This is a genomic window from Dyadobacter arcticus (assembly GCF_011762185.1).
GTDB classification, from domain to species: domain Bacteria; phylum Bacteroidota; class Bacteroidia; order Cytophagales; family Spirosomataceae; genus Dyadobacter; species Dyadobacter arcticus.
In genome coordinates, this window is the sequence record NZ_JAASQJ010000004.1 from 19,866 (window position 1) to 34,922 (window position 15,057).

Consider the following 15,057-nt stretch of genomic DNA (forward strand, 5'->3'; position numbering starts at 1 on the left):
TGACGATCAAATGTTTATGGTTACTTCTGAATAAAACTTGCTATTTTCTTCTCTCAGGACACTAAGGTCTGGAATGGACAGGTTGCTGATCTTCTCTGGCGTTGTCGACATGTCTTTGAGGCTGATCTTAGCGAGTACTGGCGGGCTGCCCCGCATGAGGGGGTCTTCCCTTGACTCAATTTCCGACACCGACGTGAATATGGCGAGTTTTGGAGTAGGGGTAACCCCTGAAAATACAGTGCTGGAGTCAGAGATTTCCACGAACGGTGATGTCAATACGTTGCGCTCCATTCGAATCGTGTAACGCCAGAATGTTTTCCTCGCCGTTAGCTTCAACATGTATTTGGGACGGGCAGGACTGAGCGAAAAATCGGTTTCCAGGATCTGGTAGTTCGGTTGTGCGTCTTTAAAAAAGGCTTCGAATACCGCAAATACGTCCGTCCTGTTGCCACCATAAAAGAAGGTATCTTTCACAGAACCTGATACTTCCAACTGATACCTGCCCTCGGGCAGCGAAGAGAGGTCAAATGACAGTAAGGTTTTTCCATTAGTCCTGGTGGCGGATTTAGGAACGACCAGATCGGCTCCATTAACTGCAATAACCTTTACCGCGTCCGCACTTACGACACCCGGCATTTCGTATGCATACGCCGAAGTCCGCAGGCGTATCAGATCATCGGTCAGATTTACAGCGGGTTGTGTACTGAGACGTAAATCGTCCCTGGCATCGGTATTGGTGGGCAAATTGTTGAAATAATAAATCTGTCCCATCGATAGCTCCCTAAATGCAACCTCGGAAAAGCTAAGCACTCCCTTGTTTTTTAATGACAAAATAAAGGTGAGCCTGGTATCCGATTTTGGCTTCCGGACAACTGAAAGAATGCTCGGTGCTGTTTCTGTTGTTTCCGAAAAAAGTTTAAAACCGTTTGGCACACGACGGAAAACCATTCCAAACTGCCGGATGAGTGCCTCGGTTGTTTTTGTACAAAGAATATCGAAATCCTCCTGTACCGCCGGATTTGGCGACGTCAGGTTTTGTCCGTTTCTGTAAAAGCTGTTGCGCACCGCAAAGCTGAACAGTTCAGTATACACAGATCTGATCATGTTCAATAGCATTGAGAATTTTTACCTGGCATTCAGTTCAACCGATCTCTGAGACCGATTTCCACGATTGGTTCTACCACTTCTCCCTGGGTTTCGAAGAAAGTGAGCATCCTGACTTTATAAAGAATATAGGGAAGGTGTTTTGTGCCCAATGCAGCCCACATATTGTTCTGCTGTTCGAGTGTAAGGGTATGTATTTGAAAATCAAGCCTTTCGATGAGCCTCCATGGCCGGGTGGACGGTTCGGAAACGCTTGCATTCATACCGGGATACCGGTCTTTAGTAAAAATTGGATTTGCCTGGAAAAAGCTCACCACATTTGAAATATCGTGCAGGCTTTGTAAGTAATCCACGGCGGTAGCGGCGAAAAGCAACTGTAAATTCATCGTCACCGGCGCTCGGAGCTTCATCAGTTGATCGTCGTCCATTCTCACAAAAGTGGGTCTAATACCTTCCAGCCGCTCTTCTTCCAGATTAACTAACGTCAGTTGGATATGCTTTTCCGTATCCACCGTCGAATTCCCGGATGGCGAATAAAACCCGGAGATCCTAAGAAATGAACTCACGGATGGATAAATCAGCGGCTCCTTATTGAAACAATAGGTCGATAGCTCGCTCTTCACGAATTCGAAAACAGTCCGTATCATAAACATCTATTAATGTGGTGATTGCTGCAATAAAGCTGGCTTTCATTAAATTTAATCTCGGAACACTTTGCTAAACTCAGAGCCTCTCGCAAACTTGGCGAAATTTTCGGATCACGTAAATGAAAAATACAAAGTGGGTTAAATCAATAATAAGTCCGAATGAAGCGTCATTCAGGATAGCCCGAAATTTATGGACATTAAAGAAGCGGGTAGGCTGTATTTTATATCGAACGTGTATGATATATCAATATTACTATTTTTTCACTTTCCGTCCATATAAAAAAGTTTGTTATTATTAAACGGTTATAGCAAGCAAAGCTATTATAAGATTTAAAGTCTTTTAAAGATCTTAGTTCAATTGGCCAAAACAAAAACCAGTTGATGCAACAGCAACTAACGTATGAGCGATTTCAACAATGGGATGTTATGAGAGTCTCCACATCATGAATCACTTCCTGATTGTCAGCAACTAACCTTTTTGAATGAACAAATCGCAGCATTAGTTGGAGCCGATTTTGCGGCAGGAATACTTGGGACGATATGAGACATTGCTTAGGCACATGCGCGACTTCATCAAATGGAAATACAAGGAGATCAGCTACCATACGACGATGAATTACAAATTCAGTGGAAATGATGAAAGCAATTTTGACAGGAAAGCGGGCCAGGAATACCCCAAGCCCGCTTTCCACATTAATTTAGCTATTGCTAATCTCTTTAATCAGCTGAACCCAAAATCATTGCACGTTCCTGATAATTCATATTTCGGATCTCAAATCGGTTTAATATCCTGGGTTTTGCACTAAAAACCCTTCTTCGCTGGAAGCCCCGTCGACTGCTCGTTGAGGAATCGGGAACAATCTTTTGTTAACATCCTTATCGGTTTTCCCCGTCCAATTACCCTCGTATTTGCCAAACCGTATTTGATAATTTCGTCTAAATGCTTCCCAGTAGAGCTCGAATCCCGATTCGCGAAATAGTATATCAAGATCAATATTTTTCAAGGCATCCGGGGTCTGATCAGGTCGGGCATTTCTAGAAGTTCTTAAGGTATTTACATCGGCCAAAGCCCCGGCATTGTCACCATTTCTTAACTTGGCCTCGGCACGCATCAAATAAATCTCTCCTAGGCGGATCAAAACCAGATCAACACTACTGTAGCTACAGCAATTGGGAGCGGTGTGACTGAACTGATACTTTGAAAATCGGTAACCTGTATTATGTAAACTCCCCGGGGCGCTAAAATCAACATTCAGTGTATGGTTAACATAGGTTAGGTTTGCACCACTAGTTCTTCTATTGATAACGGGATATATCCTTACCTTACCATCGCCGCAAGTCAAAATATTACCTCCTCCGTCCTTTCTTGGGCCCCATATAACACCACGAAGTATTCCCCTGTCCATTTCAAACTTTGTGGCCTCCACACAGTAATAATGCTCAGAATCATTGAGTGGAGTTACCCCAGTTAAGTCTTTAAGTTTATCAGGGACAATTGTATTTTTCTTAAAGAAACGGGCATCGGCATCGGCAGGATCAACATTGCCGTAGGCATTTACCCAAGTCTGATAAAAGTCAGGTGTAGCTGCTACCGCGTCCGTTCCACGTGTATTTGGAAATTCAGGTCTCGGAATTTGATCACCGGATATGGGCCAATACGCCCACCGCTGGTGGTCGGTTTCAAGTACCCCTCTTTGGTCAAGTGCGAATATAAGTTCAGGATTGACGTGATTATCATCACTGAACAAATCAAAATATTCAGCCGACAATGAATAAGGTCCAGAAATGATGGCGCTGGTATATTGTATCACCTTATCCATATCCTCTTTATTAAATTTGGGCGTACCATAAGGATCGCGATAAACCGCAGCATTCAAATACAAGCGGGCCAACAATGCCCTTACGGCATTTTGATTTATCCTACCCGGGTCCTTGTCTTTTTTAATTACATCAACAACCGACAAAAGCTCGCTCTCGATATAACCAATTGCTTCTTGTCCCCGAAGAATTTCAGATCTTTCACCGGAGAGCTCTTTTTTGAAAACGACACCCCAATTATCAAGTGCCAGCATATTAAGGTATGCCTTCATGGCGACCATTTCGAAATAACCATCTTGCGCACTTACATTACCATTTTCACTTTCTGATTTTAGTCTTTCCGCAGCGATTACCGCTCTTGATAAAGTTAAGGTAATATTCGTCCAGGTATCCCCAACTAAGCTGTTACTAGGGGTCATAAGATGCTGGTGAACCGCTATAAACTTGCCACCATCATACCAGTCCGTTCCTCCCCGATAGGGAAGGATGCCTTCATCAGAAGCAACTTCTTGCAGTCCAAAATTGCCGGTATGCAGCCACACACCTTGCCGGAGAAGACCATATACCGGTGCTACTGACCCACTTACAATTTCCGCTTGGCCGGTACCTGTCAGAGACTCATCGAGAATCTCTTCATCTAATGTGGTACAACCGAAAAATGCCAATAAAAGAACCACTATTGTCAGGCTTGTATTAAATCTTATATTTTTCATTTTGATTTGGTTATGGACGTGATCTTAAATGATGTGTTTGTTTTCTTTTAAAATGTTACATTAAGACCGAGCACAAATGTTCTTGCCCTTGGATACGTAAATCGGTCAATGCCAAAAGTTTGGATTCCACCAGAAGCCGATCCCGTATTAACTTCCGGGTCAAAACCTGAGTAATCGGTTATTACAAAGAGGTTTTGACCAGTTAATGTAAGACTGGCTCGTTGGAAGACATCCGCCAATCTGCTCCCAGTTAAATTCAGGTTATAGGCCAGTGTAGCGTTATTCAATCTTAAAAAAGAACCATTCTCCAAATAACGTGTCGACACAATATTGGCATTGGTCAACGCCTCATTTGGGTATTGGATGGCAAAATCCGTAGTGTTATTGGACTTGGCCAATTGCGACCTATTGAACAGGGTCATGGTTGTATGGTTGAAAATTTTATTTCCTGCTACACCATTGAAATTCAAACCCAAGTCAAATGTTTTGTACTTCAAGTTTAAATTATATCCATAGATTAATTTCGGAATCGCACTGCCCACTACAAGACGGTCATTGTCCAGTATTTGACCATCTCCATTGGTGTCCCTGAATGCGTTCTGGCCGTTATCCGCATTAATTCCGTCGAACTGATACATATAGAATGCCCCTAACGACTCATTGTTGATATAACCATTAATGGTCGCGCCCGATTGGCCAGAACCTTGGGCTGCACCTGTTGCCAAGACCGCATAAGGGGAATTTTGCACGTTATTTTGAATATAGGTCAGGTTACCACCAATATTATAAGAGAAGTCACGTTTTTGGTCGCTACCGTAGTTCAGCGTAAGTTCGATGCCATTGTTCTGAATAACCATACCCGGGATATTGTTCCAGTATGTAGAGGTAGGCTGAACAGGGTCTGACGGAACAACTTCCAAAAGTATATTGGAAGATTCCTTATTGAAGTAATCCAATGTACCGGTCATTCTGGAACCAAAGAATGCGAAATCAATTCCTAAATCTATTTGGGTGGATACCTCCCATTGTAAATTCGGGTTTGCTAATCGCGTATATATAATCCCGTACGGATAGCCTTGCAATGAAGTAGCGTCGGTATCAATAGGATATGTACTGACACTTCCGGCGCCTGTTTGTAATCGCTGCTCTAAATAACTGGCTTTTGTGATTTTGGAGGGAATCTCCTGGTTACCTGTTCGGCCCCAACTTGCTCGTAATTTTAAGTTATTGAAAAACGAATTGTCCATAAAATTTTCGTTGCTAATGTTCCATCCCAATGCAAAAGAAGGAAAATAGCCGTACTTGTTATTCTCTCCGAACTTGGAGGACCCATCGGCACGAAACGTACCAGTGAACATGTACTTATTACCATATACGTAGTTCACTCTGCCGAAGAAAGATTGCAGCTCGTTTTTAAGGGCGTCCGAACTTACCGCAGTAGGAAATGCTGTTGTACTGGTATGGTCTTGATAAATAGGCTCAATATTATTATTTGCAAAACCGCGGTATGTAGTTGTTCTGGTTTCATCCAAAAACTTTTGGAAAGAATGTCCTGCCAATACAGTAACATTATGAACATCCTTGTTCCAATTATAGGTAAGCGTATTTTCAACAAGTTGATTGGTATTTGAATTGATGGCAGCATCCAATACCCCATTAGAAATATCAGACTCATTGATAACTGCCGGATAGGGTTTGTACTGCTCATTCCTATTCGTGGCGGAATAATCAACACCGAAATTTAACTTATAAGTAAGGCCGTCAAATATCTCTATAGATGGTGAGAAATTCGCCAAAATCCGGTTATTAATGGCTTTGTCACTAAATAAATCATATCTGGCAAGTGGATTTAAGGCATTTGTGTTCAATAGGGTAGGTTTACCGTCTGTGTATGGAGCAACCGTTGGGTTCAAACTCAGCATATCACTGATGGTTGAAGTAATGCTTGGGCGTAAATTTTCGGTGTGGGAGGCCGTAAGATTGTAATCAATATTTAATCTGCCATTGAATGCCCTTTGATTCATATTCAATTTTCCCGAATAACGTTTTAGCCTGCTATTCTTCAAAATTCCTTCTTGATCCTGATAACCGACTGATGTGAAGTAGGAAAAATTCCCACTGCTGGCACCGCTCATCGACAAATTAAGATTATTTGATACACCCCTTTGGGTCAATTCATCTTGCCAATTCGTGTTTGCATTAAAGTCTTGCAAGGTTCCGCCGGTGGCCACCACTTGGCTGCGAAAAGCGTCGGCATCAAAAACATCTATTGTATTGGCTATGGACGACACAGCGGTGGATGCTGCAAAATTAATTTGCGGTTTTCCTTTTCCTTTCTTAGTGGTAATTACTACCACACCATTTGCTGCCCTCGAACCATATACCGCTGTTGCACTGGCATCTTTTAGCACATCGATACTTTCAATATCGTTAGGGTTAATAAAGTTTAGGGGATTGGTGGGAACACCCGTAGAGGAATTGTCTAACAAAAATCCATCGACCACATAAAGCGGCTGTGTTCCCGACCGCAAACTACCGATACCCCTGATAATTATATCTTGTGCTGCCCCAGGTTCGCCACTATTTGCTGCAATGGACACACCGGCCAATTTACCCTGCAACAGTTCACCTGGGTTCGTTACCACGCCCCTATTAAAACTTTCACTATTAATAGATGAAATGGCGCCAGTAACGTCTGACCTTTTTTGGGTACCGTAACCAACTACAACAACCTCATTCAATTGTGAAAGATTGGGGTTTAATTGGACTACTATTGATGATTGCCCGTTCACTGAAACTTCCTTTGAAGAATATCCCACGAAAGAAATTTCAAGCATGGCATCGGAATCGGCATCAATAACAAATTTTCCATCAGTATCCGTTGTTGTGCCTCTTGTCGAGCCTTTAACAATAACCGTAGCACCAGGTAACGGTGCTCCCTTGTCATCCGTGACCTTACCCGAGATTGGCTGGGCGGCGGATACAACATCCGATAGCGGATCAGCTATTGTGACAATCACCTCCTTATTCATATTGTTAGAAAACGCATGGGACGGTACATCGCAAAATCCAGCCCAGGATATCAAACATGCGGAAGCACAGATGATTTTGGATAATCGTAATTTTGAATTCATAAAATTTTAGTATTGTTGAGACAGAAATTTTTTAGTCACTTTATTAATTTATCTAGCTCTAAAAGTAGTCCGACCGTACTAGAGTAAGGTTAAAAATGCGTTAAGATTGTATTAACAATAATTGCAAAAAGCTCCTAAGTTCTGGTAGCTAATGCGTCAGGAATAGGCTCGCGGGTTGTTTCACTGAAACTTGAAAGGGACGCTCCGATAATCATGTACCCAAACCCTGTCTGCGACCTGATCAACCTGAATTTTAAATGTGATTTACCAAACATTACTTTCACTGACCTCCGGGGCAGGGATATTCCGCTGCAAACAAGCGAGCCTTCTACCGGCCGGCTTGTGATCCTGGCAAGTCACCGTGATCTTAGTTCCGGAATTCAATGGGGAAAAAGTCAGTTCTTCTTGCTTTATGAAAGAAATGCGCACAGGTTATTAAACAATTCACCTATGAGAAAATTTCACATTTCCTTCGCCCTCCTATTGTTTGCCTGCCTTGCCTCAGCGCAAAATGTAAAACCTTGTAAGCCATGCGAGGAGTTGAAAAACCTTCAACTGCCGGATGTTACGATTTTGGTTGCTGAGGCCAATGCAGGGGATACGATCCGCAATCCAAACGCACCGTGGATCCCAACTGTTGTCATACAAAAGCCTTTCTGTCGCATACTAGGCAGGATCAGCAAGGAAATCAATTTTGAGATCTTGTTACCGAACGAAAGTAATACACGTTTCCTGATGTCAGGAGGAGGCGGTTTTGTTGGAAGCATCCAAAACGAATTCCGGGGTAAGATCGATGAGGGATTTGTAACTGCAGGCACTGACACAGGTCACGAAGGAGGTAGCGACGCAAAATGGGCGTACAACAACATGGAGCGACAGCTCAATTTCGGGCGGCTTGCCATACATCGTACCGCCGTGGTATCGAAAGCCATTATGCAAAATTTTTATTGTGCAGCACCTTCCAAATCGTATTTTGTGGGTTGTTCGCGTGGGGGCGGACAGGCGATGATGGAGGCCCAATATTATCCTGAGGATTTTGATGGGATTGTAGCCGGGGCACCTGCATTTGGATGGCCGGCAACAGCTGCGAAATTTTTGCAGCACAGCCAATACAATTATCCAGACTCAAACGAGCTGAGGCCGGTTATCTCAAAAGATAATCTCAAACTTTTACAAAAGGAAGTTCTTAAACAATGCGACCAATTGGACGGATCGGCTGATGGGATTCTGAACAACCCCGGTAAATGCAAGTTCGATTTTTCAAAATTACCGGTATGCGCTAACGAAAAGCCTGGAAGCGCATGTTTTACAAAAAGACAGCTTGCGGCAATCAAGTTGATTTACAGTCCTTTGATTGTAAATGGCAAACAGATTTACCCAGGTTTCCCCTTTGGCGGAGAAGCCGAAGAAGCTTCCTGGGACCCCTGGATAACCGGGTCAAGCTCCTTCTCGCAAAAACAACCCAGCCTGCATCATATGTTTTCTACAAACATTTTCAAGTATCTTATCTTCAACGATTCAACCTTTGATTATTCAAAGTATAACTTCAAGAATTTTACCGCGGAAACTGCCTATGCTTCATCCTATCTGGATGCCACCAGTACTGATTACAGCGAGTTCAGAAAGCGAAATGGTAAGATTATCTTTTTCCATGGATGGAATGATGCGGCACTCTCGGCAAACGCAACCATTGGGCATTACAATGAGATATTAAAAAGCGACAAAGACGCGCAATCTTATTCAAGGCTGTTCCTTCTTCCAGGAGTTTTGCACTGTGGAGGCGGCCCGGGTTGTGATAATGTGGACTGGGTCAGCGTGATCATTGATTGGGTAGAAAAATCAAAGGCGCCCGACGAGATCGTTGCGTCGAAAGATGTTGGGGGCAAGATTACCACCAAGAATATTTTGGCTTATCCGAAAGAGTAGGGTTGCTGGCAAAGGCGACACATTTAAGCCAAGCAAAAGAAATTAACCAGGAACTTTTAACGCCCTATAATCTTTCTAATTCTAAGCTTACTCTGAAAGAAGAATTATGAAGAAGATAGGATTTTTATCGTTCGGGCATTGGGCAAACCACCCAGCATATAACGCCCGGACAGCGAGTGACACATTGCTTCAATCCATTGACCTGGCGGTTGCCGCCGAAGAAATCGGTTTGGACGGCGCTTACTTTCGTGTACATCATTTTGCAACGCAGCTGGCATCGCCATTTCCTTTGCTTTCAGCTGTTGGTGCCAAAACAAGCAAAATAGAGATTGGGACGGGCGTGATTGACATGCGTTATGAAAACCCACTCTATATGGTGGAAGACGCCGGCGCCGCGGACCTGATTTCGGAAGGACGATTGCAATTGGGAATCAGCAGAGGATCGCCGGAACAGGTGATCGACGGCTGGCGTTATTTTGGATACGAACCCGCTGCCGGAGAAACCGAGGCAGAAATGGGACGCCGTAAAGCATTGGAATTCCTCGAAAGGCTGAAAGGTAAGGGATTTGCACAGCCCAATCCGTACCCAATGTTTCCAAACCCGCCGGGCTTGCTCCGTCTGGAACCATACTCCGAAGGATTGCGGGAACGCATCTGGTGGGGAGCCGCTTCCAATGCTACGGCTGTGTGGGCGGCGGAAAACGGGATGTACCTCCAAAGTTCCACCCTGAAATACGATGAAGGCGGCAAGCCTTTTCACGTGCAGCAGGCGGAGCAGATCAGGCTATATAAAGAGGCGTGGAAGAAAGCGGGGCACAAACGGGAACCAAGGGTTTCAGTAAGCCGGTCTATTTTCGCACTGATGAACGATCAGGACCGCATGTACTTTGGGCAGGAAGGCAGAGACCGCGACAAAATCGGAATGATCGAACAGGGCAAAAATGCGATTTTCGGCAGAAGCTACGCTGCTGAACCAGATCAACTTATTAAGGAGCTGGCGCAGGACGAGGCTATCCAGGAAGCAGATACGGTTCTTTTGACGATTCCAAATACGTTAGGGGTTGATTATAATGTGCATGTGTTGGCCTCGATTTTGGAGCATGTGGCGCCTGGGTTGGGGTGGCGTTGAGATTTGGGTGTTTGGCGACTTGCAGTAGTTTCCTATATATCAATTGTTTCTATCTAGATTACGAAGGCGCCTCAAAAGGGCGTCTTTTTTTGCTTTATTCGGAAAGGTCACAGAATATCTGCCCATATGTTTTTAAGGTCGCGGATGGAAGTCACTCTTCCAGCCTTCACGTCCTCAATGCCTTCTTTAATGGCATTTAACACTTGAGGGTCCGAAAAAAAGACATCAGTTTCAGTACTTTCATCAATTGGCGTGAGTAAAACTGATTTCTTATTCTTCCCCCGGTGAATAATCACCCGTTCCTTCTCGGCCAGATCCAGATAATCCTTTTGCTTCCCCCGAAATTCCCTTGCTGATATAATTCTCATCGGTGTACGAATTTGTGTACACGAAGATAGGAAGATTTTGTATTAGCGCGAAAATTAGCATGAAGGACAACTGAAAGCTCAGCATTATGGTGATACCAGGTAATTTGTGCAAGTGCCGCTTGCACAATTGACCGGTCAGGATATGCTTTGACTAAGGTTTGCTCCGCCTGTCAATTATTGGTCTGTTGGAATTGAAACAGTGAGATCCCCATATTCAATGACTGGTAAAAGCATCTTGTTTAAAATGGTAGTCGAAAGCCGCTCGAATAAAATTCCCCTTACATTTCCAATTGAAACCCTAGCGATGACTTCTATGATCTCTTCCGGGATTTTAACGGAATCGTCTGGATACGAAATCAATACCGCTGTCAATCCGGGAACATTATAGAAATTATTGCTTTTGAATGTTACTAATTCCAAGCCGCTCTCTGCTTCGATCAAGCGGACAGATACTTCGCATAAAATCACTTCTTGTTGGAGCTCCGACCCGGTAACCAAATTGTTGATACTAATATCGAAGGTTACGGTTTTTCCCACCATTTCCGGAAGTTGATCATGAACCTTGTAGTCATTCACCGTAATCGACTCGATTTGTATAGTCATGGATGTCAATTTTATCTAAACACTAGATTCCGTTCAGCCTTAATTTTGCCATTTTGAGCTGGTTTTGGTGGCAGATAGTAAATGGAGAACTCATTCTCAAGCAAAGAAAACTCCCCGGTAAACCTAGCCGGAGTAGATCGAGTTTTGCTTTTTGGGTCTTCAGTAAATTTTATAGATCCTGATAAAACAGCTGATTCGAGCGGATCGGAGAGAAACAAGTCAGCTTCCGGCAAGTATTCTTCGGGAATCGCTTCAATAGCTAATTCATTACCGATAAGCAGACCATCCTTGCTCTCGCTAATTTGCAAAAAAATGACATTTTCAGGTTTAGTGTATACTAAGCGAACATCTATCTGTCCCGTGACTAACAAAGATAAACGAGACTTCGAAATTGGCGTTCCGATATACATATTAGTCCCGTCTTCGAACATCTCGACCAGTAGACAAAGATAGATTTCCTGATTCTCTCCACTTGCAGTTAAAAGATGCGCCTGATCGTAGAAGAGCAATATTTCAATAGTTTTTAACTTCATTATGATACCAATTTACAGTTATTGGAATATTCGAATTCAGTTGTCGACCACCAAGTGAAATGGTTTAAATCCTTCGTTGTTTGCAGAACAACTCCATCTTTTTCGTTAAGAACCAATTCCCCGATGGTTGAGTTTCGAGATTTGAATATTGGCATTTTAAGAATTTGCCTTGCTTTATCAAGTGTTTGCCATAACGACAGGCCCTTTGCTTCGCAAAGCTTTGTATAATTCTTTTCTGGATATAAACGCTTATGCGAGTAGAAGTCCCTTTCGCTAACAGGATTACTGCAAATTCTGTAAAATTTAAGACCGCGTGGTTTAATGGCTTCAGCCGGAGGACAATTTTCTGATAATTGTTCAGACCAAGCCATTATTACTAATTTTTGTAAAATAATTCATAACTAATCCTTCTTTTGGCATGTGGCAAAATAGATTCTAAGCAACTAATTTGAAAGGAGACAAGTGTTTGAATTTTTGGATGAGTATCACATTCCCTAACAACGCCTTTATTTCGACATGGATTACAATAGCTTAAATCACAAATCTCCCCTTTACCACACTATCAAAAAAATTGTATTTTATTAGCATTGAGCCTATCTCCCCACAACCAACCGCTCTAACCTCCCCATCATCTCGTCCTTCTCCTTCAACATCCGCTCATAAAGCGCAATCTTCTCCTCATGTAGCTGAATAATCTTTTCAACCGGATGTAGGTTAAAGGTGCCGAAGTTGAAGGAGTTTTCGACCTTGTCAAATGTATTGGCAATAATATTCACAGCCTTCTCTTCATCAAAATTCCGAATCGCATCAGCTGGAATTTTAAGAATAGCCGCAACTTGTTCCAAAATGTCGGAATCAATCTTTTCTTTTTGTTCTAATAGAGAAATTTTCTGCTGGTTCCAATCTTCGCCAAGCTCGAACGCCAATGCATCTTGTTTAATACTCAACATTTCCCGAAAACGCTTCAAATTGCGCCCTTCATGGATCTTTGGGTTGGAGGTAGTATGTGTCATGCGGGAAAGGGGTTTGGTTAAAAAAGCAATTTATGTAAATCCGGCGGGAAGTGCCTGGATATTTTACGGGCGGCCCGCGTAGGGCATAGCCAGGTATGTTACCGGGGCGTGTGTCCAGTTTTCATGGCGACACTGCACCCCGGGCGGCACGATTATTATGCAGATCGGCGCATATAATGTTCATCAACAAACCAGGAAAAAATGGAAGAGGATCAAAAGGCAAATGTGCTTGAAATTGAAAGGCAGTTTGATGTGGACGTAGAAACACTCTTCAAGGCTTGGACGGAAGCAGAACAGCTCAAACAATGGTGGCATCCAATGGGTGAGTCGCTGACGGATGTGAAAAATGATCTCAAGGAAGGAGGCGAAGTCGCTTATTTCGTAGGCGAGGCGGGATTAGAAATTACCGGTACGTACAGCGAAGTGTCACTGAATGAAAAACTGGTTTATTCGTGGGTTTGGAACATGAGCGACGAGGGCTCCGAAAACGGTTATTCGCTGAATGTCAGCTTTTCCGCCGAGGGTGATGGCAGTAAACTGCGTGTGATCCAGGATGGATTTTCGAAACCAGAGATGCTGAAAACGCATCAGGATGGGTGGGATAAAGGTCTGGACGATCTTGAATCGTATCTGTCCGGCAGTATCAAACGCGCCGATGCAGGTGAAACGCAAAACCAAACGTCCGAATCTGAGCAACCTCACAATGATAACCTGAAAAGTGCCGAAGGTATGTCCGACCGGTCGGGTGGTTATAATGAGGCGCCGGAACAGGTTAAGGTTGGTGGAGGGTGAGTGAAGGGCGGTCTGTGTAGGAAAGTGGGAAGAAAGGGAGGAAAGGGATGAGGGAGGAAGGAGGAAGGGGCAATTGGCTTGATGCTGATTGCCCCTTCGTTTTTTAAGATTGGCAACGACTGCCTACTTCACAAGTGTCGCTTCCAATTCTACCGATAGCGTTTCGAAAAGCGTTTTTACTTCGACGACGGTCGAGACTTGTTTGATTTCGTTTTTGGCGATCCACTCGGTGAATATGTCGAAGCACGAGAAAAACTCCGGGTGGTTGGTCGTGTATACATTCAGGCGGGCGATGTTTTTGAGTTCGAATCCGGCCTGGCTCACGACCTGTTCCAGATTATGTATGGCCAGGAGCAGCTGGGTGCGCATATCTGCGTCGCTTGATGTTCCGTCGGGATGCACGGCGGCTTGGCCTGCGCAGTATAATGTGCTTTCGATTTGCTTCACTTCCACGCCCTGATTGTAGGAACGTTCGTCCTGCCATTGCCACGGGTTAATGATTCTTTTTTCCATTTTTAAGTTTGATTGATTTACTGTGCAAATCTAGCGATCAATTGGAAAACCACCCCGTGACCTACCTCACGACTTTCATGTGCGGCAGGTCACACTACAAGTCCAGCCTGCTAAGCGTCTCGCGGGAAACACCCAAATAGGCAGCCAGTTGCGTCTTGGGCAAGCGTTGCAACAGCGAAGGGTGCTGGCCGACAAACTGCTTGTAGCGCTCCTGTGCGCTGGATGTCATCAGGGAAAGAATGCGGCGCTGGCCTGCCAGAAAGCCGGCGGTAACTTTTTCCAGAAAGAAATGCTCGATTTTGGGCAGACCGGTGCGTAATGCATTGAAATCGTCCAATGTCAAACACAGCGCCTCGGTATCTTCGAGGCATTCCATGGAAAGCGTGGCCTTTGTGCGGGAATAGTAGGCTTCAAAGTCATTGTCCCACCAGTCTTCCATGGCGAAGGCAAGGATTGATTGTTTTTCAGTTTCCTCATCGGTATACACCAGCTTGGTCAGCCCCGATAGCAGGAAATAATTGTAGGGTACCAGCTCGCCCCGCTGCACCATAAACTGATGTTTTTTGAACTTTTTAAAAACGAAATGCTTCTCGATAAATGCGAACTCATCGTCCGTTAAAGGCATGAGCTTCTCAATATGTTGCCGCAATTTCGAGTACATAAAATGATAAGCCAATTGGGAGGCCTAAATATTAGGGAATTCGGTCTTTATTCAAATCAGACGGCCTGAATTTTCAGAAATATTCGTTGATGGCAAGTTCCGT

Annotated in this window: 15 protein-coding genes; 4 read left to right on the top strand and 11 right to left on the bottom strand. The window is 43.9% G+C overall.

Features of this window, described 5'->3' with window-relative positions; all coding sequences use genetic code 11:
- Nucleotides 1–6: 6 nt before the first annotated feature.
- Both FHS68_RS18965 and FHS68_RS18970 read right to left on the bottom strand, forming a co-directional pair.
- On the bottom strand, nucleotides 7–1,104 hold the full coding sequence (locus tag FHS68_RS18965) for a hypothetical protein (RefSeq protein ID WP_167273473.1): 1,098 nt from the start codon (nucleotides 1,102–1,104) through the stop codon (nucleotides 7–9).
- Between the two features lie 32 nt (nucleotides 1,105–1,136).
- Complete coding sequence (locus tag FHS68_RS18970; protein WP_167273477.1) at nucleotides 1,137–1,751, bottom strand: contractile injection system cap protein; 615 nt, start codon at nucleotides 1,749–1,751, stop codon at nucleotides 1,137–1,139.
- Nucleotides 1,752–2,254: 503 nt separating this feature from the next.
- Between FHS68_RS18970 and FHS68_RS18975 the strand changes: the two genes are divergently transcribed.
- Nucleotides 2,255–2,557 carry a hypothetical protein gene (locus tag FHS68_RS18975; RefSeq protein WP_167273480.1) on the top strand — a complete coding sequence of 101 codons (303 nt, stop codon included), beginning with the start codon at nucleotides 2,255–2,257 and terminating at the stop codon, nucleotides 2,555–2,557.
- On the opposite strand, the gene FHS68_RS18980 is transcribed toward FHS68_RS18975, so the two are convergent.
- Nucleotides 2,534–4,282, bottom strand: coding sequence for a RagB/SusD family nutrient uptake outer membrane protein (locus FHS68_RS18980; protein WP_167273483.1), 1,749 nt, complete (start codon nucleotides 4,280–4,282; stop codon nucleotides 2,534–2,536). The two genes, FHS68_RS18975 and FHS68_RS18980, sit on opposite strands and share 24 nt — an antisense overlap.
- Nucleotides 4,283–4,329: 47 nt before the next feature.
- Complete coding sequence (locus tag FHS68_RS18985) at nucleotides 4,330–7,416, bottom strand: SusC/RagA family TonB-linked outer membrane protein (protein ID WP_167273485.1); 3,087 nt, start codon at nucleotides 7,414–7,416, stop codon at nucleotides 4,330–4,332.
- A 213-nt stretch (nucleotides 7,417–7,629) separates the two neighbouring features.
- Between FHS68_RS18985 and FHS68_RS18990 the strand changes: the two genes are divergently transcribed.
- Both FHS68_RS18990 and FHS68_RS18995 read left to right on the top strand, forming a co-directional pair.
- Nucleotides 7,630–9,342, top strand: a complete 1,713-nt coding sequence (locus tag FHS68_RS18990; protein ID WP_167273487.1) for a tannase/feruloyl esterase family alpha/beta hydrolase — start codon at nucleotides 7,630–7,632, stop codon at nucleotides 9,340–9,342.
- Between the two features lie 106 nt (nucleotides 9,343–9,448).
- Nucleotides 9,449–10,471 carry an LLM class flavin-dependent oxidoreductase gene (locus FHS68_RS18995; protein ID WP_167273490.1) on the top strand — a complete coding sequence of 341 codons (1,023 nt, stop codon included), beginning with the start codon at nucleotides 9,449–9,451 and terminating at the stop codon, nucleotides 10,469–10,471.
- 107 nt (nucleotides 10,472–10,578) lie between these two features.
- Here FHS68_RS18995 and FHS68_RS19000 read toward each other — a convergent pair whose 3' ends face one another.
- From FHS68_RS19000 to FHS68_RS19020, 5 genes are all read right to left on the bottom strand, one after another.
- Nucleotides 10,579–10,839, bottom strand: a complete 261-nt coding sequence (locus tag FHS68_RS19000) for a type II toxin-antitoxin system Phd/YefM family antitoxin (RefSeq protein WP_031529489.1) — start codon at nucleotides 10,837–10,839, stop codon at nucleotides 10,579–10,581.
- Between the two features lie 174 nt (nucleotides 10,840–11,013).
- A complete protein-coding gene (locus tag FHS68_RS19005; RefSeq protein WP_167273493.1) occupies nucleotides 11,014–11,442 on the bottom strand; it encodes a hypothetical protein in 429 nt (142 codons plus the stop codon).
- 11 nt (nucleotides 11,443–11,453) lie between these two features.
- Complete coding sequence (locus FHS68_RS19010) at nucleotides 11,454–11,975, bottom strand: DUF6575 domain-containing protein (protein WP_167273495.1); 522 nt, start codon at nucleotides 11,973–11,975, stop codon at nucleotides 11,454–11,456.
- The gene (locus FHS68_RS19015; protein ID WP_167273497.1) at nucleotides 11,975–12,346 is read right to left on the bottom strand and encodes a hypothetical protein; all 372 of its coding nucleotides are present in this window, start codon (nucleotides 12,344–12,346) and stop codon (nucleotides 11,975–11,977) included. The genes FHS68_RS19010 and FHS68_RS19015 overlap by 1 nt, the downstream gene beginning before the upstream one ends.
- Before the next feature lie 222 nt (nucleotides 12,347–12,568).
- Nucleotides 12,569–12,988: a helix-turn-helix domain-containing protein gene (locus FHS68_RS19020; protein ID WP_167273499.1), complete on the bottom strand. Its 420-nt coding sequence runs from the start codon at nucleotides 12,986–12,988 to the stop codon at nucleotides 12,569–12,571.
- A gap of 201 nt (nucleotides 12,989–13,189) precedes the next feature.
- Between FHS68_RS19020 and FHS68_RS19025 the strand changes: the two genes are divergently transcribed.
- Complete coding sequence (locus FHS68_RS19025; protein ID WP_167273502.1) at nucleotides 13,190–13,780, top strand: SRPBCC family protein; 591 nt, start codon at nucleotides 13,190–13,192, stop codon at nucleotides 13,778–13,780.
- 123 nt (nucleotides 13,781–13,903) lie between these two features.
- Here the strand turns inward: FHS68_RS19025 and FHS68_RS19030 are convergent, their stop codons facing one another.
- Both FHS68_RS19030 and FHS68_RS19035 read right to left on the bottom strand, forming a co-directional pair.
- A complete protein-coding gene (locus FHS68_RS19030; protein ID WP_167273504.1) occupies nucleotides 13,904–14,293 on the bottom strand; it encodes a RidA family protein in 390 nt (129 codons plus the stop codon).
- A gap of 94 nt (nucleotides 14,294–14,387) precedes the next feature.
- Nucleotides 14,388–14,954 carry a Crp/Fnr family transcriptional regulator gene (locus tag FHS68_RS19035; protein ID WP_167273507.1) on the bottom strand — a complete coding sequence of 189 codons (567 nt, stop codon included), beginning with the start codon at nucleotides 14,952–14,954 and terminating at the stop codon, nucleotides 14,388–14,390.
- Nucleotides 14,955–15,057 lie beyond the last annotated feature (103 nt).